The 21,599-nt window shown below is 56.4% G+C and carries 24 protein-coding genes; 16 read left to right on the forward strand and 8 right to left on the reverse strand.

From position 1 onward, the window contains the following. Nucleotides 1–6: 6 nt before the first annotated feature. From ACR0JG_RS16335 to ACR0JG_RS16360, 6 genes are all read right to left on the reverse strand, one after another. Nucleotides 7–1,029 carry an endonuclease/exonuclease/phosphatase family protein gene (locus ACR0JG_RS16335; protein WP_480571167.1) on the reverse strand — a complete coding sequence of 341 codons (1,023 nt, stop codon included), beginning with the start codon at nt 1,027–1,029 and terminating at the stop codon, nt 7–9. Then, on the reverse strand, nt 1,026–1,856 hold the full coding sequence (locus ACR0JG_RS16340; RefSeq protein WP_170395166.1) for a hypothetical protein: 831 nt from the start codon (nt 1,854–1,856) through the stop codon (nt 1,026–1,028). The genes ACR0JG_RS16335 and ACR0JG_RS16340 overlap by 4 nt, the downstream gene beginning before the upstream one ends. A gap of 331 nt (nt 1,857–2,187) precedes the next feature. After that, a complete protein-coding gene (gene leuD / locus ACR0JG_RS16345) occupies nt 2,188–2,793 on the reverse strand; it encodes a 3-isopropylmalate dehydratase small subunit (protein ID WP_170395169.1) in 606 nt (201 codons plus the stop codon). 42 nt (nt 2,794–2,835) lie between these two features. Further along, entirely contained in the window at nt 2,836–3,390 is a 555-nt protein-coding gene (locus ACR0JG_RS16350) for an HdeD family acid-resistance protein (protein WP_170395171.1), read from the reverse strand. A gap of 38 nt (nt 3,391–3,428) precedes the next feature. Further along, nucleotides 3,429–4,832, reverse strand: coding sequence for a 3-isopropylmalate dehydratase large subunit (gene leuC / locus ACR0JG_RS16355; RefSeq protein WP_170395174.1), 1,404 nt, complete (start codon nt 4,830–4,832; stop codon nt 3,429–3,431). Nucleotides 4,833–4,875: 43 nt separating this feature from the next. Further along, the gene (locus ACR0JG_RS16360; protein WP_260023663.1) at nt 4,876–4,971 is read right to left on the reverse strand and encodes an isopropylmalate isomerase; all 96 of its coding nucleotides are present in this window, start codon (nt 4,969–4,971) and stop codon (nt 4,876–4,878) included. A gap of 123 nt (nt 4,972–5,094) precedes the next feature. On the opposite strand from ACR0JG_RS16360, the gene ACR0JG_RS16365 reads away from it, so the two are divergent. From ACR0JG_RS16365 to ACR0JG_RS16380, 4 genes are all read left to right on the forward strand, one after another. Then, complete coding sequence (locus ACR0JG_RS16365) at nt 5,095–6,456, forward strand: mechanosensitive ion channel domain-containing protein (RefSeq protein ID WP_170408707.1); 1,362 nt, start codon at nt 5,095–5,097, stop codon at nt 6,454–6,456. Nucleotides 6,457–6,620: 164 nt separating this feature from the next. Next, nucleotides 6,621–6,980 (forward strand): ribosome silencing factor, encoded by a 360-nt coding sequence (gene rsfS / locus ACR0JG_RS16370; RefSeq protein ID WP_039541351.1) that lies wholly within the window; start codon nt 6,621–6,623, stop codon nt 6,978–6,980. Nucleotides 6,981–7,024: 44 nt separating this feature from the next. Then, nucleotides 7,025–7,495 carry a 23S rRNA (pseudouridine(1915)-N(3))-methyltransferase RlmH gene (rlmH, locus tag ACR0JG_RS16375; protein WP_170515483.1) on the forward strand — a complete coding sequence of 157 codons (471 nt, stop codon included), beginning with the start codon at nt 7,025–7,027 and terminating at the stop codon, nt 7,493–7,495. Nucleotide 7,496: 1 nt separating this feature from the next. Continuing rightward, entirely contained in the window at nt 7,497–7,982 is a 486-nt protein-coding gene (locus ACR0JG_RS16380) for a flavodoxin family protein (RefSeq protein WP_480571169.1), read from the forward strand. A 3-nt stretch (nt 7,983–7,985) separates the two neighbouring features. Here the strand turns inward: ACR0JG_RS16380 and ACR0JG_RS16385 are convergent, their stop codons facing one another. Beyond that, on the reverse strand, nt 7,986–8,333 hold the full coding sequence (locus ACR0JG_RS16385; protein ID WP_170395187.1) for a hypothetical protein: 348 nt from the start codon (nt 8,331–8,333) through the stop codon (nt 7,986–7,988). A 35-nt stretch (nt 8,334–8,368) separates the two neighbouring features. Next, the gene (locus tag ACR0JG_RS16390; RefSeq protein ID WP_170395190.1) at nt 8,369–9,079 is read right to left on the reverse strand and encodes a DUF599 domain-containing protein; all 711 of its coding nucleotides are present in this window, start codon (nt 9,077–9,079) and stop codon (nt 8,369–8,371) included. 80 nt (nt 9,080–9,159) lie between these two features. Between ACR0JG_RS16390 and ACR0JG_RS16395 the strand changes: the two genes are divergently transcribed. The 12 genes from ACR0JG_RS16395 (at nt 9,160) to ACR0JG_RS16450 (ending at nt 21,546) form a co-directional block, all read left to right on the forward strand. Continuing rightward, nucleotides 9,160–10,599: an FAD-linked oxidase C-terminal domain-containing protein gene (locus tag ACR0JG_RS16395; protein ID WP_480571171.1), complete on the forward strand. Its 1,440-nt coding sequence runs from the start codon at nt 9,160–9,162 to the stop codon at nt 10,597–10,599. 50 nt (nt 10,600–10,649) lie between these two features. Next, a complete protein-coding gene (locus ACR0JG_RS16400; RefSeq protein WP_480571174.1) occupies nt 10,650–11,744 on the forward strand; it encodes an FAD-binding protein in 1,095 nt (364 codons plus the stop codon). A gap of 3 nt (nt 11,745–11,747) precedes the next feature. Continuing rightward, nucleotides 11,748–13,061: a glycolate oxidase subunit GlcF gene (glcF, locus tag ACR0JG_RS16405; protein ID WP_480571177.1), complete on the forward strand. Its 1,314-nt coding sequence runs from the start codon at nt 11,748–11,750 to the stop codon at nt 13,059–13,061. A gap of 117 nt (nt 13,062–13,178) precedes the next feature. Continuing rightward, nucleotides 13,179–13,964, forward strand: a complete 786-nt coding sequence (locus ACR0JG_RS16410; protein ID WP_480571180.1) for a trypsin-like serine peptidase — start codon at nt 13,179–13,181, stop codon at nt 13,962–13,964. Next, on the forward strand, nt 13,964–14,779 hold the full coding sequence (locus tag ACR0JG_RS16415) for a trypsin-like serine peptidase (protein WP_480571183.1): 816 nt from the start codon (nt 13,964–13,966) through the stop codon (nt 14,777–14,779). The genes ACR0JG_RS16410 and ACR0JG_RS16415 overlap by 1 nt, the downstream gene beginning before the upstream one ends. A gap of 122 nt (nt 14,780–14,901) precedes the next feature. Further along, on the forward strand, nt 14,902–15,369 hold the full coding sequence (locus tag ACR0JG_RS16420; protein WP_170395206.1) for an Hsp20 family protein: 468 nt from the start codon (nt 14,902–14,904) through the stop codon (nt 15,367–15,369). Nucleotides 15,370–15,592: 223 nt separating this feature from the next. Continuing rightward, the gene (locus tag ACR0JG_RS16425) at nt 15,593–16,024 is read left to right on the forward strand and encodes a hypothetical protein (protein ID WP_170597142.1); all 432 of its coding nucleotides are present in this window, start codon (nt 15,593–15,595) and stop codon (nt 16,022–16,024) included. 210 nt (nt 16,025–16,234) lie between these two features. Then, the gene (locus ACR0JG_RS16430) at nt 16,235–17,314 is read left to right on the forward strand and encodes a hypothetical protein (RefSeq protein WP_480571186.1); all 1,080 of its coding nucleotides are present in this window, start codon (nt 16,235–16,237) and stop codon (nt 17,312–17,314) included. Nucleotides 17,315–17,334: 20 nt separating this feature from the next. Then, the gene (locus ACR0JG_RS16435; protein ID WP_480571188.1) at nt 17,335–17,712 is read left to right on the forward strand and encodes a hypothetical protein; all 378 of its coding nucleotides are present in this window, start codon (nt 17,335–17,337) and stop codon (nt 17,710–17,712) included. Next, nucleotides 17,705–18,823 carry a hypothetical protein gene (locus tag ACR0JG_RS16440; RefSeq protein ID WP_480571192.1) on the forward strand — a complete coding sequence of 373 codons (1,119 nt, stop codon included), beginning with the start codon at nt 17,705–17,707 and terminating at the stop codon, nt 18,821–18,823. Before ACR0JG_RS16435 ends, ACR0JG_RS16440 begins: the two co-directional genes overlap by 8 nt. Before the next feature lie 75 nt (nt 18,824–18,898). After that, nucleotides 18,899–20,833, forward strand: a complete 1,935-nt coding sequence (locus ACR0JG_RS16445; protein WP_480571195.1) for an AAA family ATPase — start codon at nt 18,899–18,901, stop codon at nt 20,831–20,833. Next, entirely contained in the window at nt 20,830–21,546 is a 717-nt protein-coding gene (locus ACR0JG_RS16450; protein WP_480571198.1) for a hypothetical protein, read from the forward strand. Before ACR0JG_RS16445 ends, ACR0JG_RS16450 begins: the two co-directional genes overlap by 4 nt. The last annotated feature ends 53 nt before the right edge of the window (nt 21,547–21,599 follow it).

Genomic DNA, 21,599 nt, shown 5'->3' on the forward strand with positions numbered 1-21,599 from the left:
CGAAGCCTATTCGTCGAATAGATCGACCCAGACAAGCCGGTGACGGCTTGCGGCGACGGCCGCGTCACGGGATGTGGGTTCCGGCCAGTAAATGCCCGCATCGTGCACACGCCAATCCGCCGAAGGTAGGACATAATCCACTCTCATCTCGCCAACGCCCTTCCACAAAACTGTTGAAGTTGACCCCGCAGGGTCAACAGGCATCGGATCCTGCAGTTGCGGATTGGCCAGAAGATCACGGATTGCCGATTTGCGACCCTCGCCTTTGTAAGGATCCTGGTTCGCATCACCTGCGATGACAAAACGCCCCGTAGGTTTCTCACCCAGATCACCGTTCAGCAAAAGCGACCAGAGCCGAATTTCATCCCTGTTGCGCAGTCCGTTCCGATCTTCAGGTCCATCAAAGACAGGCGGGCTGGCGTGAAACGTCATCAGGTCTAGGCGACCACCCGGGGTGTCGACCGGAACGACCCAATGCGATGTAGAAGACAGCCGCTGAACAGCCTGCGCTTGTGGTGATGGGAAGGGCTCTCCATCCTCGGCTGGCAGCTGGGCATTCGGCAAATCGCGCCACCGCAACTGGGTGAATGACCGCACTTGATCGGTAGCGATAGGATAGCGGGACAGCACTGCCAGCCCATTCTGGCCGGTGAACCGCCCCCAGCCTTGTGCATCGCCCGGACCGCCCGTCTCGCCGTCCCCATCCAGATCCAACGCGGTTTCGATCCCGGAATTGGGTTGCTCGGCGTAACTGTATCGATAATCCAAGCCGTTGCTTTTCAGCGCCTCGACCAGCGCAGCAAGGGCAAGCCCGTCTAAATCCCAATCGATGCCTTGCAGCGCGACGATATCGGGACGGGTTGTCATCAGCACCTCGATCACCGCAGCGACCTGAGGGTCGTTCCGCCGAATATCACGCAGCAACAGGCCGGGACCTTCGCGACTGAGTTCTGTATTGAAACTTGCGATGCGCAATGTCTCTGCCTGTACCGTAAACGGCAACAGCAACAGAACCAGCAGTCGGATCATGCGATCTGAGTTGACTCGGAAGTTGAGTATGCGCGGCGCTTCTCAACGATCAGGCCGGCAATGCGTAGTGTCGCCATGCCTCGCATGATCATGCTGGCAGGCAGGAATGCCCATGCGCAAAGGGTCCAGATCAATGTCTGCGGATTGCTGAGCGCGATCGGCGTGATGAAAGCAGCCATCAGTTTGATCAGGGCGGGAATCAGGAAAGGCAGCAAAGCCCCAATTGCGATGTTGAGCCGCCCGTCACGCTGCAGACGGGTGACCACATCACCACCCTTGGTTGGGTCAAACAGCGGTAGATTGGTCCAGACGTTGAACGCGCCGTTGCCTGTTGGCCATCCCCGAAGCTTCACCGCATAGGCAAAGCTGGCGATGGTAACCAAGGCCGCGACATAAGCGACGCTGGCGGAGATACGCACCAAATCTACGAGGGGCTGGCTGGCATCGGCGGGCAGCATCAAAACCACAAGACGAACGGGGGAGTAGGGGAAATCCACCACATTCGCGACCATCAGGCCAACTGAATAAAACAGGCCAGTAAGTTCCGAGGGGGCATAGGCGTTTTTGCAGATCAGCGTCAGGAAGGTAACCATCGACATCAAACCGACAAAGCGCAGCCTGTTCACAGGTGGTGCGTCACGAAATTCGATAAAGCTTGGAAAGGCCGAGTTGTATTCCGAGAAAGTCAGGATAAACGCAAGGATCGCCAGAAAGACGACAATCTCAGTCCCATTCGACGTCGATGTAGGCAGGTACAACGCAGGGGTAAGCACCATAAGTGCTACCAATAATCCACGTATCGCCGCCCCCGTTGTGCGTGCAATCACAATCCGAACCCTTTTTCAAACCGGCGTAGTCGATTCTGTGCCGACTTATCGTCCAACTTGTGCTCACCGCTCGTTCGTTGGCGGCTACCTCATGGGTGCCAACTTTGCCGATAAGCGGTATTTCGCTCAAGCCAATGAGCAAATAACACGCAATTTCGGGCAAAATGATGGCGCAACTGGTGCGGGATTGCATCAATTTCGACGCAAATCCGACGTGTATCTCAAATTGATACCTACATGTTGTGGTGCACTGGGTTTTTGCCCCAAGAATGCGAACAGGGCCGCGCTTGCGACCCTGTTAGGTTGAGTATCAACAGATTCGTCCCCAGAATCATACCCAGGGGCGGGCCTGACTCGCATGATCTTCGAACTTGTCGATGTGATGGTCTTTTTCCATCGTCAGGCCAATATCGTCCAGACCGTTCAGCAGGCAGTGCTTGCGGTGTGGGTCAATGTCGAACTCGATGACCATGCCATCCGAAGTGGTAATCTGCTGATCTTCCAGATGTACGGTCATGCGGGCGTTTTCACCCTTGTGCGCGTCATCCATAAGAATCGCGTGATGCTCTTCTTCGACTACGATGGGCAGGATGCCGTTCTTGAAGCAGTTGTTGAAAAAGATGTCGGCGAAGCTGGTCGAGATCACCACCTTGATGCCGAAATCTTTGATCGCCCATGGCGCATGTTCCCGCGACGAGCCGCAACCGAAATTGTCGCCAGCCACCAGAATCTCGGTGTTGCGATAAGCGGGTTTGTTCAGAACGAAATCTTCGTTCTCGCCGCCATGATCGTGATAGCGCATCTCATCAAACAGCACGACACCCAGGCCAGAGCGTTTGATGGTTTTCAGGTGCACTTTGGGAATGATCATATCGGTGTCGATATTGATCAGTGGCATTGGGGCGGCCACCCCGTGGACTTTTTCGAACTTTTCCATGTCTACACTCCTGCGGGGTAGGGCCGCGCCCGTGCTCCGCGTTTAAGCTTCTTTCGCTTCTGTTGTTTCGTCCTTGGGTGCGTTCTTGACGAAGAACGCCATGAAGACCAATCCGAACCCGTTGAACAGCATCTCAATGCCCAGGAAGATCCCCAGTATACTCAGCAGAGCAGCCGGTTCCTTGCCCACATAGGTCCAGATGATGCCGGCGAGGATGATCGACAAGATGCCCGAGATCATCGTGGGCCAGAAAAACTGCGTTCCTTTCATCTGGAACGACAGAATGACCCGCGCGATGCCGCCTGCCATAAACAGGATCAGCATCACAGTTGCCAGCGTCAGCGTGCCCTGCAGCGGGTGATCCAGAAAGGACCAGCCCAGAAACAGCATGACCGCACCCATGATGAGTGACAGGATCTTGTTGCCAGTGCCTTCAACCGTGAAGCCACCAACGATCTGCATTCCGCCCGCAATCAATAGCAACACACCGGTTACTACTGTTACGGCAACGGACGCCACGACCGGTGCGCCCAATACGAACACCCCGAATGCTATGGACAAAAGTCCAAGCAGTAGCCATTTGACCCAATCACTCATGTTAGTCTCTCCATCAAATATCTAGATATGAGAGACTCTTACATCAATTCACGGACGTCTGTCAGCCGTCCTGTGATTGCCGCAGCGGCAGCCATTGCAGGGCTCAGCAGATGGGTACGCCCACCGCGACCCTGACGGCCTTCGAAGTTGCGGTTCGAAGTCGCGGCACAGCGCTCGCCCGGTTGCAGCTGGTCGGGGTTCATCGCCAGACACATTGAACAGCCCGCAAGACGCCACTCGAAACCGGCATCTTTGAAGATCTCGGCCAAACCTTCTTCTTCGGCCTGTGCACGCACCAAGCCCGAGCCTGGTACGACCATGGCGCGCATGCCGTCCTTGATCTTCTTGCCTTTCAGGATTTCCGCCGCAGCGCGCAGGTCTTCGATCCGACCGTTGGTGCAAGAGCCGATGAAAACAGTGTCGATTTCAACATCGCTCAGCTTTTGACCGGCTTCCAAGCCCATATACTCGATCGAACGGCGGGCCGCGTCGACTTTACCGCCTTCGAAATCTTCGGGATGCGGTACGGATGCGGTGATCGGCAGCACATCTTCGGGACTGGTGCCCCAAGTGACGACCGGCGCGATATCTTCACCACGCAGCGTGATGACTTTATCGAAATGCGCATCTTCGTCGGTGTAAAGCGTCTTCCACCAGTCCATCGCGGCTTCCCACTGCGCGCCTTTGGGGGCATGCGGGCGGCCTTTGACATATTCAAAGGTGGTCTCATCCGGCGCGATCAGGCCAGCGCGGGCACCGCCTTCGATGGCCATGTTACAGACGGTCATGCGCCCTTCCATCGAAAGATCGCGGATCGCTTCGCCGCAATACTCGATGACATAACCTGTGCCGCCAGCAGTACCGGTCTCGCCGATCACAGCCAGAGTGATATCTTTGGCGGTCACACCCGGCTGCAGTTTGCCGGTGATTTCGACCTTCATGTTCTTGGACTTCTTCTGGATCAGAGTCTGGGTGGCCAGAACGTGTTCAACCTCGGATGTGCCGATGCCGTGCGCCAGAGCGCCGAATGCACCATGAGTCGCCGTGTGGCTGTCGCCGCAAACAACGGTCATGCCGGGCAGGGTCCAGCCCTGTTCGGGGCCGACGATATGCACAATGCCCTGACGGACGTCGTGCACAGGGTAATAGTGAATGCCGAAATCTTTGGCGTTCTTGTCCAGTGCCTCGACCTGAATGCGTGATTCCGGGTTTTCGATACCATTCACACGGTCCGGCGTGGTCGGAACGTTGTGATCCGGCACGGCGATGGTTTTTTCTGGCGCGCGCACCTTGCGGCCCGCCATGCGCAGGCCTTCGAATGCCTGTGGGCTGGTCACTTCGTGCACCAGATGGCGGTCGATATACAGCAGGCAGGTGCCATCATCGGCCTCGTGGGCGACATGGGCATCCCAGATCTTGTCATAGAGTGTTTTGGGGGACATCGGTCCTCTCCCGTATGTAATGAGAAATAGCTGGCGAGTTGGCTTAGGCCGCCGATAGGCGGGCCAAGACCGTGCGGGCAGCCCCAAAGAACCGTTCACGCAGACGCGCGCGATCTTCCAGATTCTGTTCTTGGGCCACATTGAGTCTCATACGCACCAGATATAACGGGCATTCGTGTCAATCAAGGTTCAATCCCAACCGTTTCACTGCGGGCTTGCATCATCCAGCATCGCTGTCCAAGCTGACCTGCAGGAGAGGTGAATGAACCAGGATTTACTACCGGAGACGCTCTCGGAGCTTTACGCCAACATGACGGCGGCGTTTTCCTCGCAAATTGAAGGTCTGGTCGAGTTGATCGTCACCCCGGGATGGCGGCAGTATCAACTCATCATCATCTTGTTTCTCTGGGCAATTTCATTCTTGCTGAAACTGCTGACGCAGGGCCGATGGGAAACCTGGGCGAGGGCCCGGGTGGGATGGCCGAAATGGCGCTTGCGGATATTGATACAACTGATGCGCCGTCTGACGTTGGTCTATTTTGTGTTGCTGTCTGGTGGGCTTTATCTGGTGATGCAACAGGTCACATGGCCGTCGCGGAGCTACATACTTGGTGTCTTCGCAACGCTGGCTGTTGCATGGCTGGCCATCGCGTTGGTTTCGCGATTGGTGAGAAACCGAACGCTGCGACAAATATTTAAATGGTCTATGTGGGTCTATGCCACGTTGATTGCGTTGAACCTGACGGATGATGTAGCCGGTTTCCTTGATGGCGTCGCCATTTCTATCGGTGATCTTCATATCTCGGCGCTGGGCATCATCAAGGCTGTACTGCTGATTGGCGTCCTGCTGACTTTGGCGCGTGTCGGCACACGCGCGGCTGAGCGCGGCCTTACGAACAATCAAGACATAACACCATCGATGCAGGTTCTTCTGGCCAAGGGTATTCAGGTGCTGCTCTACGGGGCGGTGTTCATGGCGGCGATCCGCACCCTCGGGTTTGATCTGACTGGCATAGCGTTGCTGTCCGGGGCCATTGGCGTCGGGATCGGGTTTGGCCTGCAAAAAGTGGTTTCGAACCTGATCTCAGGCATTATCATCCTGATGGACCGGTCGATCAAACCGGGCGACGTGATTTCACTCGGGGACACATTTGGTTGGATTAACGCGCTGGGCGCGCGCTATGTCTCGGTGGTTACGCGGGATGGTCGGGAATATCTGATTCCAAACGAAGATCTGATTACCAATCAGGTTGTAAACTGGTCGCATTCCGACCGTTTCGTGCGGTTGGATCTTGATTTCGGCACCAGCTACGACGACGACCCGCACAAAGTCCGCGCGACAGCGATCCGTGCCGTCAAGACGGTTGGTCGAGTGCTGAGTGGAGGCAAACATGAACCTGTCTGCCATATCACTGGTTTCGGTGACAGCAGCGTGGACTATGTGTTGCGCTTCTGGATCAGTGATCCGAACAAGGGTCTGACAAACATTCGGGGCAATGTTTTCCTGGCGCTGTGGGATGCGTTCAAGGTCGAAGACATCTCGCTTCCGTTCCCGCAGCGTGAAATCCGCGTATTGGGCGGCCCGGAGGCCGACGCCGAGGTGCAACATCTCGCCAAAGAGTGACTGGATGTGGGGCGCAGCGTCGGCCCTTTCATTGAAATGTTGCAATCCCCTTGTTACCCTATTAGTACCCCGGCGCCGGGGTTTCACGGCGCGCAGCAAAGGAGGACTATGTCCTGTCTCTACATACACAGGCGGGTTTGCCCGCCGATGATGGGGCCGGTGTAATGGCCCACTCTCAGTCAATCAGCGACAAGCTGCTTGAACGTATCCTTTCCTCACTTTCCGATGACAAGGCCGAAGACGTCGTGCAGATCAACCTGCAAGGTAAGTCTTCTGTTGCGGATCACATGGTGATTGCCTCGGGTCGGTCGACCCGTCAGGTCTCGGCCATGGCGGAAAAGCTGACGGATCGCATCAAGCAGGAATTCGGTTTCACCTCGAAGGTCGAAGGCAAGGATGCCGGCGACTGGGTGCTGATCGATACGGGCGACGTGGTCGTTCATATCTTCCGCCCCGAAGTGCGTGAATTCTATCAGCTGGAAAAGATGTGGCTGCCTCAGGGCGGCAGCGCCTCGGCGAATTGAGGCGCTATCCCGGCCTGTATTGAGGGGTCGGAGGCGAGAGAGACATGCGTATCAGCATCGTTGCGGTCGGGCGATTGCGCGCCGGACCGGAGAAATCCCTGCTTGACGACTACCTGACCCGATTTGACAGGACCGGCCGCGCGCTGGGCCTTGGTCCTGCGAAGGTGATCGAGGTCGAAGACAAGAAAAACGCAGGCATGGGGGCCGAGGCGGCCCTGCTGCGCAAGGCGCTGCCCAAAGGTGTGGTGATCTGTACCCTAGATGAGCGCGGACGGGTGTTGTCCTCGCCTGATTTTGCAAAAAAGCTGGGTGGATGGCGCGACGCGGGCCGACAGGATCTGGCGCTGATAATCGGCGGAGCGGACGGAATAGACCCTAATCTGCGGGCGGAGGCTGATTTTTCCCTATCCTTTGGGTCAATGGTCTGGCCCCATATGTTGGTCCGTGTGATGCTGGCCGAGCAACTTTACCGGGCCGCGACCATCCTTTCAGGCGGCCCTTATCACCGGGTCTGACATGGCGCAGCTATTGATCGTCTACCACTCGCGCACCGGCGGCACCCGGCAAATGGCTGAAGCCGCAGCCGAAGCAGCGCGGGATGAAGCGAACACCATCCTGAAAACCGCCGATCAGGCCGGTCCGAACGACTTGCTGACCTCTGATGGCTATATCTTCTGCGCGCCCGAGAACCTGGCCGCGATCTCTGGGCTGATGAAAGAGTTCTTTGACCGCTGCTATTATCCGGTGCTGGGTCAGATCGAAGGTCGACCCTATGCGCAGATGGTCTGCGCCGGATCAGATGGCGAAAATGCCGCGCGCCAGATGGCTCGGATCGCAACGGGGTGGCGGTTGAAAGAGGTGCAACCGCCCCTGATCATCTGCACTCATGCGCAAACACCCAAAGCGATCTTGGCCGAAAAGATCATTCCTGAAGAACAACTTGAAAACTGTCGTGAGGTTGGAGCGGCCTTGGCCGCAGGTCTCAGCCTCGGGGTGTTCTGAGGGTCAGTTCAGATCGACCACGGTCGTGTCTTCGCTCCAACCACCGACATTGTCGCGCGCCTGAATTTGCACCTGCGTGGTCCCGTCCGGAATCACCACCCCGCCAAGTGACCGTGTAAAGGGCTGCTCATCGACATGAGGGTGATGCAGCACACGCATCCCCAGCTCGTTCCCCTGCATATCCAGAACACGCCAGCCATCGGCATAGTCATCCCATCCGGTGTCGGAGTGGCGGATCGTGACGTCGAACCGCCAGGTATCCCCATTTGATTGGGCTGAAACCTGTTCGACCGTCGGAGGGTCGGCGAATGCGGGGCTGGCCAGTAAGGCGCTGAGAATCAGATATCGCATGGGGTCAAACTATGCGCTCGCGCATCGCATTGCGATCACGACTCTGTGTTTGGTGGCGCAGTCATGATTACGGTGCGTGAATGCGAGGCGAATTCGCGACGATAGAGCACACCGAATGTGACGATTGAGCTTAGGATCAGGGCTACTGGTCCAAGTATCCATGCGATTGAAGCCAACGCAAAATATGTCGCCCGCAACGCGCGATTGAAACTACGAGCCGCCGTGATGCAGATATCAGCGGATTGTGTGGCGCGTGGATAGGCCTGTGGATCATCGGGATCATTTGGAACAGCGGCCATCAGGATTGCGCAATACCCAAACAGGCGATGCGACCAGACAAATTTCAGAAAAGCGTTCGACAGAAAAAGCAGAATAATCAGTATCTTGATTTCCCAAACCATGGCAGGCGCACGGCCGATGGCAAGATCTTCAGCAACCCCAGCAAGGCGTTCGGTATTGCCAAGCAATGCCAAGCCGCCGCCTATTGCAATCATGATAGTCGAAGCGAAGAACGTGCTGCCCTGACGCATGGCCGAGATCACTTGTGCATCGAACACACGCGGCTGGCGCGTCACCATTTCACGCATCCAGACCTTGCGGAAATCATCCATCATCAATGAAACCGACGGTTTCTGAGAGGACGGATTTTCGATCCTCCACCCAATCCCTAGCCATGTCGCGAACAACAGCAAAACGGCAGCATAGTCCAGCGAGGAAAACAGTAATGTGCGGTCGATCCAGGTCATGCCGCGACACTATTGTTGGATTCGGCAACTTGCCAGTCGATAAAATTGGTAATATAATTTTACCAAATGGAGGATCAGCGATGGAAATGCCCAAGCCAAATCCGGATGTCTTAGCACGCAAGCAGGCATTGGTTGCGCGACTACAGCAAGTGCTGCCGAAGGATGCTGTTATCCATGAAGAGGCCGAGACCAGGGTTTATGAATGTGATGCGCTGACCGCCTATAAATGCCCGCCAATGCTGGCTGTACTGCCTTCGACCACGCAGCAGGTTTCCGATGTCTTGCGTATTTGCCATGAACTGGGTGTGCCGGTTGTACCGCGCGGCGCGGGCACGTCATTGGCGGGTGGTGCCCTGCCGACGGCAGATTGTGTGATTCTAGGCGTTGCACGGATGAACGAAGTTCTGGAAATCGATTACGACAACAGATTTATCAAAGTGCAATCCGGCCGAACCAACCTGAGTGTAACCGGTGCCGTTGAAGAAGAGGATTTCTTTTACGCCCCCGATCCCTCATCTCAGCTTGCCTGCGCCATTGCAGGGAATATCGCGATGAATTCGGGCGGGGCGCATTGCCTGAAATACGGGGTGACGACCAACAATCTGATGGGTGTGACTATGGTCATGATGGATGGCAGCGTGGTCGAAATTGGAGGTGCCTATCTGGACGCTGGCGGGTTGGACCTGTTGGGTGTTATCTGCGGATCCGAAGGGCAATTGGGTGTCGTAACTGAAGCAATGTTGCGCATCCTGCGCAAACCTGAGGGCGCGCGTCCCGTTCTGATGGGCTTTGACGATAATGAAGTAGCCGGTCAATGCGTCTCTGACATAATCAAATCGGGCATATTGCCTGTCGCGATCGAGTTCATGGACCGCCTTTGTATTCGAGCCTGCGAGAATTTCGCCCAAGCGGGTTATCCTGATTGCGAGGCGTTGCTGATTGTCGAAGTTGAAGGATCAGAGGCAGAGATCGATAGCCAGTTGTCGAAGATTATCGAGATCGCCAAGCGGCATAATCCGGTTGAGCTGCGAGAAAGCCAATCGGCTGATGAAAGCGCCCGTATCTGGCTGGGGCGGAAATCGGCCTTCGGCGCGATGGGGCAAATCAACGATTATATGTGTCTGGATGGGACGATCCCGGTCTCATCGCTACCCTTCGTCCTGCGCCGGATCGGGGAGCTGAGCAAAGATTATGGCCTGCCAGTCGGCAATGTGTTCCATGCCGGTGACGGCAACATGCACCCCTTGATCCTGTTTGACGCCAACAAACCCGGCGATCTTGAGAAATGTGAAGCGTTCGGGGCGGACATCCTGAAGCTTTGCGTTGATGCGGGGGGCTGCCTGACTGGTGAGCATGGGGTCGGCATCGAAAAGCGTGATCTGATGACACACCAATATGAACCACAGGATCTTGAGGCGCAGATGGCGGTGAAAGATGTGTTTGACCCGCATTGGCTGTTGAACCCAGCCAAGGTGTTTCCGCTAAAGGCGTCTGCCACGCGCAGGATGGCCGCGGAATAGATGAGCCTTCCCCATCAATACCCAGAGTATTTGCGAAAAGATGAAGTGCCATGACACCTGAAACCGAGGCTGAACTTGCGGACATCGTTGCCGGCCTGGATGGCCCAGTGCGTATTGCCGGAGGCGGCACGCGCGGCCTTGATGGGCCCGAGCCTGTGCTGAACCTGTCGGGACTGCACGGAATTACACAGTATGAGCCGGGCGCATTGACTCTGGTCGCGCATGCCGGGACTCCAGTGACTGAGATCGAAGCGGCTTTGGAGGCCGAGGGTCAGCAACTGGCGTTCGAGCCGATGGATCATCGCGGTTTGCTGGGCACCACGGGGGAACCGACAATCGGCGGTGTTGTCGCGGCCAACATCTCGGGGCCGCGTCGAATTCAGGCGGGCGCGTGCCGGGATTTCCTGTTGGGCGTACGTTATATAGACGGGTTGGGGCAGGTGATCAAGAATGGCGGGCGGGTGATGAAGAACGTCACCGGTTACGATCTGGTCAAGCTCATGGCGGGTTCCTGGGGCACGCTAGGGGTGCTGTCCGAGGTCTCACTGAAAGTGCTGCCTAGACCTGAGGTCGAGACCACTCTGGCAGTCGGGGCCGCTGATGTAGGAACCGCAGTTGATCTCATGTCCACTGCCCTGAAATCCCCCTTCGAGGTGAGCAGCGCAGCCTATGATCCACAGGATGGGCAGGCCTTGTTGCGGATCGAAGGATTTGCCGACTCTGTTGCCTATCGGGTAGGTCGATTGCGCGAAATCCTTGGGGGCGAATGCACCGAGTTAGAGAATTCGAGGAACCGCTGGGTCGATCTGCGTGATCTGCGTGCATTTCAGGATCTGGAAGGTGATGTCTGGCGCTTATCGGTGAAACCCGGCGATGCAGCCAGCCTTGCAGAACGGATCGACGCGGATCGAACCCTATTTGACTGGGGCGGGGGCTTGATCTGGGTATTGGTACCAAAGGGCACCGATCTGCGTGCACGACTGGGTCACTTTGAAGGACATGCAACGCTGGTACGTGCAGAGGCTGACACCATCGTTGAATTTGGGCGGTTCCAACCGGAGAGCACGCAGATTCAGGTTCTAACAAAGGCAATTCGGAAGAGATTTGACCCTCGGAACGTGTTCAATCCGGGTCTGATGGGGTAGGCGATGCAGACGAAATTTACCGAAAAGCAGTTGCAAGACCCAGCGATTCAGCGATCCAACGAGATACTCCGAAATTGTGTTCACTGTGGTTTCTGTACAGCAACCTGCCCGACTTATCAGGTGCTAGGCGATGAGTTGGACAGCCCTCGCGGGCGCATCTATCTGATCAAGGACATGTTGGAGAATGAGCGTGTTCCGGACGAAAAGACTGTCAAGCATATCGATCGCTGCCTATCCTGCCTCGCCTGCATGACCACGTGCCCCTCGGGCGTGCATTACATGCACCTCGTGGACCACGCACGGGAATATATCGAAGACAACTACAAGCGCCCGTTCTCGGATCGGGCTCTGCGCTGGATATTGGCCAGAATCCTGCCTTATCCGACACGCTTTCGCTGGGCTCTAATCGGGGCAAAGCTGGGTCGTCCGTTCCGGTTTCTGATGCCGGATGCCCGGCTAAAGGCGATGCTGGACATGGCGCCGAGATATATTCCACCAGTCAGTCGCAATGATGACCCTCAGAGCTTTGCAGCAAAAGGCGCTAAGAAGAAACGCGTCGCTCTGATGACGGGCTGTGCGCAAAAAGCGCTGAACACCGACATCAACGACGCCACGATTCGCCTGCTGACCCGATTGGGCTGCGAGGTCGTTGTCGCCGAAGGTGCCAGCTGTTGTGGCGCATTAACCCATCACATGGGTAAAACCGGTGAAAGCCATGCGTCTGCTGCAGCCAATATCCGGGCCTGGACACGCGAAATGGATGGTGATGGTCTGGATGCGATCGTGATCAACACCTCGGGGTGTGGGACCACGGTTAAAGATTATGGGCACATGTTCCGCAGTGATCCGCTGGCGGCGGATGCGGGGCGTGTATCCGCCCTGGCGATGGATATCAGTGAGCTTTTGGTGCAGCTGGAGATGCCGGACAGCGACAAGAAAGAACTGGTTGTTGCCTACCACGCGGCGTGTTCATTGCAACATGGGCAAAAGGTTACCTCTTATCCCAAGAATCTGTTGAAATCTGCTGGATTCACAGTGTTAGAGCCTAAAGATAGTCATTTGTGCTGTGGCAGTGCAGGAACCTACAACCTGATGCAGCCTGAGATTTCGGGTCAGTTGAAACAACGAAAAGTGCGCACGCTTGAGGCTAGGAATCCTGATGTTATCGCGGCAGGTAACATCGGATGCATGATGCAAATCGGCTCTGGGACTGACACGCCCGTTGTCCACACAGTCGAGCTGCTGGACTGGGCCACCGGAGGGCCGGAACCGCGCGCATTGCGCGACGGCATGGCTGGGGTACCCCAACTGCGCTGATCGATTGCTGCACTCGCGCATCAGGTCCGGTTGAATTTCATCCAAGGGGCAATTGCCCTATTTTCGCCGCACCAACGGCATACGAATCTTGGTCGGACCTCATGACCGGAGACCCGCGTGCGCAACTGGATCACGGCTATTGTCTTCAGCTTGCTGCCCTTGGCAGGACAGGCGCAGGATACTGGGCTTAGGAGCCTGGAAACCACCGATGCTGGGCGCGAGTGGATGGCAGTTGGTCGGCTGGATATCGACGGCACCGGGTTTTGTACCGGATCGCTGATATCTCCGACTCTGGTACTGACGGCTGCGCATTGTCTGTACGACAAAACCACGAAACAGCGAATTAATCCGGCCCGGATCGAGTTTCTGGCCGGTTGGCGCCTCGGTTCCGCCTCGGCTTATCGCCCGGCGCGTCGAACAGTGGTTCACCCCGACTATGTGTATGAAGGCAGTGTTTCTGCAACGCGGGTGCGTCATGATATTGCGCTGATCGAGCTGTGGCAGCCGATCCGCAACACCTCGGTCATTCCTTTCGAAACCGGACGTCGTCCTGCCCGCGGTCAAGAGGTGGGGGTTGTCTCGTACGCGCATGACCGCGCCGAAGCGCCAGCACTGCAGGAAGTCTGTTCCGTCATTGGGAGACAGGCTGGAATTCTGGTTATGTCCTGCAACGTGGATTTCGGGGCATCCGGCGCGCCGATCTTTTCGTTTGACGGCGAGCGGCCACGCATTGTGTCGGTCGTTGCAGCGAAGGCCGAATTGCAGGGTCAACGCGTTGCGCTGGGCACCGCCTTGGATGAATCGCTGGAATTGTTGCGGGCCGAGCTTTCGCAGGGGCGGGGTATGAACGCCACATTGGACAACAACACCAAAAACCTCGGAGCAAAGTTCATTAAGCCATGATGCGTGTTTTTCTAAGTATCACCTTGCTTGTTTCTATTCTCGTAACTGCCGCACAGGCCCAGACCAGCGGCAAGCGCCGACTGACGGATCGCGATGATCTGTATGGGTGGGAGGCGGTCGGACGTCTGGATATCGGCGAACAGGGCTTTTGCACCGGTACTTTGATCGCAAAGGACATCGTGCTGACAGCGGCGCATTGCGCTGTGAGCAAGGCCACCGGAAAACCCTATGCCCCCGGTGAATTGACCTTTCGCGCCGGTTTGAGCGACGGTCAGGCGCTTGCGGATCGCAAGGTCATCCAGATTGCGACCCATCCCGATTTTGTTGCCAATGCGCCGGTATCGGCGTCACGTGTTCGAATTGATGTGGCTCTAATGCGGCTGGAAGAGCCGATTCCCTATTCGATTGCTGATCCGTTCGCTCTGCACAGCGGCCGCGTCAGCAACAGCGAAATCAGCGTCGCCTCGTATGGTCGCGGTCGGGCCGAGGCGATCACGCGCCAACGCTCTTGCCGCATCCTGCAACGCGGGCAGGGGCTGATCAGCTTTGATTGCGATATTACATTCGGTTCGTCGGGCTCCGCTATTTTAGCAAAAAAAGGCTCGCGTTGGCAGATCCTGTCGGTTGTTTCGGCGGGCGCATCGGATGGTCAACGCAAGATCGGCTACGGGATGGAGCTGTCGGGGATTGTCTCGGAACTCAAGGCGATATTGCGTCGTGACGCGCCCCGACCCACGGCAACAATCCGCAGATTGCAGCCGGGTTCAGCCAAGTCCAGTTCGGGTGCTAAATTCCTCAGCGCGGGCGGGTCTTGAACCCGGTCCTTTTACTTCCCATCTGAGTTTTACCGGATCGCCAAAGCTGGGGTCCGGCATAAATCACCGCCCGTCCATTTCGGAGGGCAATTTCGTGAATCGCTCAAAGATGAGGATACGACATGCGTACATTTGACTTCGCACCACTTCACCGCGCAACCATCGGTTTCGACCAGATTGCAGACATGATGGACCGGGTTTTGACCAATGACGTGGCTCAGCCCAGCTATCCCCCTTACAACATCGAAAAGACCGATGCTGATACCTACCGCATTTCGGTCGCTGTTGCAGGGTTTTCCGAGGCCGATCTGTCGGTTGAGGTAAAGGAAAATTCTCTGGTGGTTTCCGGCAAGAAAGCTTCGGACGAAAAAGAGCGCAGCTACCTGCACCGTGGCATCGCCACCCGCGCGTTCGAGCGCCGCTTTGCTCTGGCCGACCACGTTCGCGTCACCGGCGCGAGCCATGAGAACGGCATGCTGAACATCGATCTGAAGCGCGAAGTGCCAGAAGCCCTGAAGCCGCGCCGGATCGAAATTTCGTCTGGCAAGGCCATTGAAAAGGACGTGGTTGACGCCAAAGCCGTGAACTGAGGCCGTTGATCACTTAGCGACAGTCCCGCCTCTCTGGATTGTCGCACCACACGCCCCGCGTTCCTCCAGGCGCGGGGCGAAGTTGTATCCATCGCAACACGGACATGGTGGGCAACACGTTTTCACGAAAATCTGGCAATAGTTTAGGTCGTCAGGCTAGTCTCTTCTGGAACACTTCAATGAACTGAATTTTGTTCACTGCCTACAGAGGGAGACGAAATAGATGCGAATGAAATCCGTTTTTGCCGCTATAGTCTGTGCCGTTGTTGCATCGACCACACTGACCGCGACACCAACCCGTGCCAACGATACAGGAGCGCTTATCGCTGGGGTCGCGTTGGGTGTGCTGGGAGCGTCGATCGCCAAACACCATCACAAGCACGGATCAAAATACCAGAAGCACCCGCACGTTTCGCCCGAGGAGAATGCGATCGGGCTTTGTATGCATCGGACCCACACCGCCATGAGCAATCAAGGCTACTATGCCGTCGATTTTGAGCGGACGCTTTCCTATACGACGAATTCTGATGGCATCGATCTGATTGATTTGGAGGTCGCGCGCTCAAAGGACAGCAATGATGCGCGGAGCCACATAAAAGCCCATTGCGCTATTCAAGATGATGCTGTGGTTAATTTCCGCTACTCAAACTACTGAGCTTGCCCTTCGGCAACTTCAACTTAAGAAATCCAAGAGCTTCTATTTTCCCTTCTGAAAACCAGTAGGCAATGTGTCTCGGCCTTGTCTCTGCGTCTATCTTTTTAGCGTCGAGTTTGTCACAGTCTTGGTGATTTGGAGACCCAAGGGGATGTAAATTGCCATAACATTCCCTATGTCATTGGATGATAAGAAGAATAGGGATAGCAGATGTCGAACCAGCAATTCGAAGCATTGATTCAAGAGACGCAACAGAAAGTCCGCGAAAGCCAGTCGCAGATTGAAGGCTTGACCTCACGGATCGAAGCGGCGCGTGCCAAGATCGGAACCGCAGAGGCAGATATCGACATTGAAAATGCCACTTTGGAAGATGTGCACGCCCATACCGAGGTGATGAACGCCAACATCGCTGAGTTGATCATGGGGCTCGACGACGTGACCAACGCGTTTTCCAAGGATTTCGACGAAATGCGTTCGAAAACCGGGTGGGAGTCGTTCGTCGGCATCTTCGCCAAGGCCAAATCCGAGTCCATGCGGCAGGAACGCATGCGCACGGCCAATATCGACGACAAGCTTCAGGACCTGATCGCCAAATCCGACGTGATCGTGAAGCTGCTCGAAGGGCAGTTGGCGGTTCTGGAGGAGCAACGCGTGAAGGTTGAGGAAAACCTGACCGTCACGCTTGACGACCGTGAGGCGACCGTGGCCGAACTGGAAGCGCTGCGCGCTGAGATTCAGGGCATGGACCCGACAATCATCACGCTGGAAAACAAAATCTCCGTTGAACAGGACGCGGCCGCGCGCACCCAGCTGGAAACCGAACTTGCCGAGCTGAACAAGCAATACAACGCCAAGGTTCAGGAAGAGCAGGTCAAGCTGGCCAAGTCGCAGACGCTGGAGCGGTACATCGAAAAGGGCAAGACCTGGGTCGATTCATTGCAAAACCAGGCGGCGACGCAGATGGTGCTGATCAACAAGCTGCAGACAGACACCCAGCAGCGCGTGGTGCTGTATGACGCGCTGACCAAATCGCTGAAAACCGCGCAGCAGCAGGACGTGGCCCACCGCATCAACGAGATCGGTGTGCAGACCGACCAAGAGGCGCAGACGGCAATGGCCGCTATCGGCACCGCGACCAACCAGAAAATGGCTGACATGCTTGAGGCACATGAGGACCACATGGTCTTTGCCCGCGACGTGTTGGAGAAAAAGGCCAAGGCCGACGAACGCTTTGCCCGCCGGTTTGCCTCGATTGTCGAGAAGCATGATAAGAATTTGTATGGGGGTTGAGGAAAGGGTCGGGAGTTACCATGAAAACAACGACTCTTTTGCTTGCGACGGTCCTGTTTCTGACGGTGCTAACATGCCTGGTAATAGGTTCCGTGACTTATCAATCTGCAGGTTCCCCCAACTGGCAACTTGTTCAGATAGTTTCGGCTATTGGGTTGGGACTGCCGATATTCGCATGGCTTTGGGTTAGGATGTTCAACGTATTCTTCCCGCTACTTCTTTGGGTATCTTGGAAATACTTCTGCCTGATCGAATGGGCCTTCGGAATTCGAATTGGGGCTTGGTTCGGCAAGCAACTCATTGGCGATCCAATGATCCAAGGTAACGAAAGAGGATTCTGGCCTTTTTTGCATCGAGAAGTAGCGGGACCATTTGAGCCAAAAGAATCGCATGACTGACCCCACCCAAGACCATGTCGGCCTGACCGACACTTTCGCCTCACGCCGTTATTTCCGCAAATTCGAGGTGATCACCGTCCACCTTCTGCGCGTAGCCGCAACGATGGAGGCGGAGGGCGCGATCAGCAAGCAAGAGGTGCGGATCGTGTCGCGCTACCTTTCGGGGCTGCTCTACACCTTCCGCGCGCTATCCATGAAATACCTGCTGGTCGGGCGCGATACGGGGCGGTTCTTTGGCAGCCTCGCCATGGACAAGCGCGACAGCGGATTTCCGGTTGCGGCCGAGCTGTTGACGATGGCCAATGACGCGCAGCAGGCGCAGGTGCATCTGGCGAATATGCCCTCCGAGGATGATCTGAAAACCGACATGGTCCGCACGATCATCGGTGATCAGGAGATCCCGACCAAGCTGCAATTCGCGCTGTCCCAAAGGCTCTATTATGAGGAATTGCTGAATGGTCAGCTGTTCTGGGCCCGCAATGATCCCGAATGTCACTGGATCGGGAATGAGGGCGAACGGCGTAAGTTCATGATCCACTGGGCGGTCTATGACAGCCAGATCAACCTGCCGGTCATTTACCTGATGCAGTTGGAGGACAGCGGCAAGACGGCGTTGCCCAAAGACCAGCGTCGCTGGCCAGAAGTACAGGCGCATCTGATGGCGCAATCACTGGGCGGACTGAAACTGGTCACCATCGCCAAGGGGTTTGATCAGGATTTCGACGACCTGCACCCCAAGCACCTGCGCCGCATCCACGTGGGGCCGATGTATTCCTCGGCCTATACCGAACAATCCGGCCCGCTGCGCCAGGTGCTGGAGGATGCGCAATCTCCGCAAGGTCAGGACTGGGCGCTGGCCTGGACCACCGAGGAACTGGAAAGCGAAGACGTGATCGAACAGCGTGCCGGGTGGTTCTCGACCGTCGAACGCGAGGTTTTTGCCTTGGATCCGTTCGGTGGGCAGGGGGCCGAAACCGGGGCCACGCGCACCCAGCGGTCGATCATCGTGCCGCAACGTCCGTTTCAGGTGCTGGCTGAACGCAAGCCACCGGGCTTTGCCGATGTGCGCAAGTTTGTGGTCAGCAAGGCCGGTCAGGTGCTGAGATATTGAGACCAGAGGCGGGCTGAAACCCGCCCTACGTGATAAGAGTAGGCCGGGCTTCAGCCCGGCATTGCGAGGAAAAACATGAGTTTGACGTCAGATCAGATGGAATTGCGCGAAGACGACATTCGTAAGCACTATCCGGCAGCGACCGCTTTGCTGAGCGGTTTCGAGCACGCTCCGCGTATTGCCAAAGCGGTTGAAACGACTGTCGAACGATCCCCTGGTGTCTCTACCGGGCGGCGGTTTCGGTCGACGACGCCGGGTCTGGTGACACGCCGTACTGCCCGCAGGGACGGGGTGCATCTGGTCGAACGGATCGAAGCGTCAGATGACGGGGATACTCTGGTCTCGCCGCCACAGGCGACTTCGCAACAGGCGATACGACGTGCCATCGCAATCGCTCTGGCCGTGGCCGAGGCTTATGCGGAACAGACTCCGCTGGCGGATCTGAAGCGCGCGAATTTGGCCGGAGATCTAGCTGCCGCCCGCAAGACCGAATTCTCGGAACTGCTGACTGCCGAGGCTCTGATCACCTCGCACACCCTCGGCAATGCGCTGGCGTACTTGATGTCCTCGCATCTGGGAGAGACCACTGTCGATATCGGTGAGATCGAAGAGGTCCTGACCGACAACGGCCAACTCGCCTTGCACGGCGCGCTGTGGGAGTTGGACCAGACCCTTGCCAAACACGCCCCCGATGATGCCCACCTGATCGCGGCCACCAGCGCCTATGCCGAGCAACTGTTGGAAAAGGTCGCTCTACGCGCCCAGTCCGCAGGCCATCTGGCACCGTTCCAGAGTGCCGCCTGGCATATCGAGGCCGATGATCTGACGATCCGGGGGTTCGAGCCCGCCTCAAAAGCCAAATCCACCACTCTGACCATGACGTTCAAGAAGCCGAACGAGGTGGTCGGCAACCATATCGCCAAGTATCAGGCGATGAAGCTGGCCAAGATGGTGATGGCCTATGATTTCGACCGCCGCCTGAACCCGTTCGCGGAACTTGGCGGGTTCATCTTTACCTTCATGGGCGACGGCAAACCGGGCACCGGCAAGACCACTCTGATCCAGATGATGGCCGGGCTGATCAACGATTATTGCCAGAATGCGGGCTATCCGTTCCGCTATCAGAATCTGAGCACCGACAATATCGACAGCTATCAGGGCAAATCCGGCCAGAATGCCAAGGCCTTTATCAACATGATCATCGACCCCTCGGTCATCGGCTTCGGCACCATCGACGATATCGACCAACTGGCAGGCAAACGCGGCGACCGTCAGTCGTCAGCCGGTCAACTTGAAATCACCGCCGTGTTGATGGAGAGCTTTGCCGGCGCCAACACCGTCGTGCGCGGCAACTGCACCTTTGGCATGTTTTCGAACTACCCCGAAAACGTGGACGACGCCCTGCGCCAGCGGGCGGGTGCGCGGTTCCTGGTGGACGGGCCGCAGACGCGCGAGGATTACATCGACATCCTGCACCTGCTGATGGGCCGCAACCACGACATCCCGCTGGGTGAACACGAAGCCTATGCCGCGCAGGAAATCAAAAAGGCTGTCGCTGCCAGTTTCGAAAGCCACTCCCGCCCGCATGAGGACGCTTTGTTGCGGGTCTATGACCGGGTGTCCGGCGAGATTGGCCAGATGGACACGATCGCCAAACTGGGCACCTACCTCAAGGCGATCCAGCAGGCAGACGAGCGGTTCACCGGTCGAGCAATCAAGAACATCACCGATGCGGTCAAGGTCCGTGCGATGGATTTCGAACTGCCCGACGAATGGATGGAAACCCCCGACCTGTTCCTGTTCCGCGACTACGACACCAAAAAGGCGATGATAGAGGACCTGCGCCAGCCGATCACCGTGGAAATGGTGATGCAAGAGATCAACCGTTACGCCGACAGCGAGTTCCGCTATGCCGACAAGAGCGACGAGGTCGCCATTGAAAACGCCGTTCGCGAGATGGGCCGGATGGAAGAGGCCAAGCGGCGGTATCTGGAGGGGAAGGGGAAGTGAACGAAGCGCATTGGGCAACTGGACCTGCCGAAATTCTACGTCATGGCTTTTCACTTTTGGTGAATGATTCGGACACAAACCGTCGACTTGCCATGATCAATATCGACAACGCTGTGGAGCTTATGCTTCAGACTTTCATAACTTTGCCGAAGCGTATCTCTGGAATAGATATATCGAGGAAACAAAGAGACGAGTATTGCCAGAATTTTCCGGGGCTGCTTGATGGTGTTGAGAACCATGCAGCCGAAAAAATTGTTGGAATAGATTTAGGGGTCATCGAGTGGTTTCACAGGCTCCGCAACGAACTATACCATCAAGGAAACGGCCTAACTGTCGAACGCTCAAAGGTAGAGGCTTACGCGGAACTCGCAGAGAAGTTGTTTGAAAGCCTGTTCGACTATTCACCGAAACTGCCCAGCTCCAAATCTACAGAGCGTCTTGGACGGTTTCTACAAGCGTGGATACAGATCGAACGCTCGGTTGTCGGGCAAAATGCGCTTCGTAATGGGAATATCCTCGGACACGCAAGAGATATGCTGGCGCCCGAACCAGATGGGTCTCAGCTATTTTCGGAACTTATAGGTTTCCGTAAGCTAAGAAACATGTTGGTACATGGCGAAGAAGTTCAGGATACAGCATTATCAGAGGAGAACTTGGCTAAAATCGAAGCGATTGCCGCGACATTAGCTAGGTTGCGGGCAAATGATGAATAACCTGCTGCGAAGCATTCGCGACCCTTCAATTGAGGCCCTGGGCAAAGGGAGCC

It is taken from the genome of Ruegeria sp. AD5 (assembly GCF_056542345.1).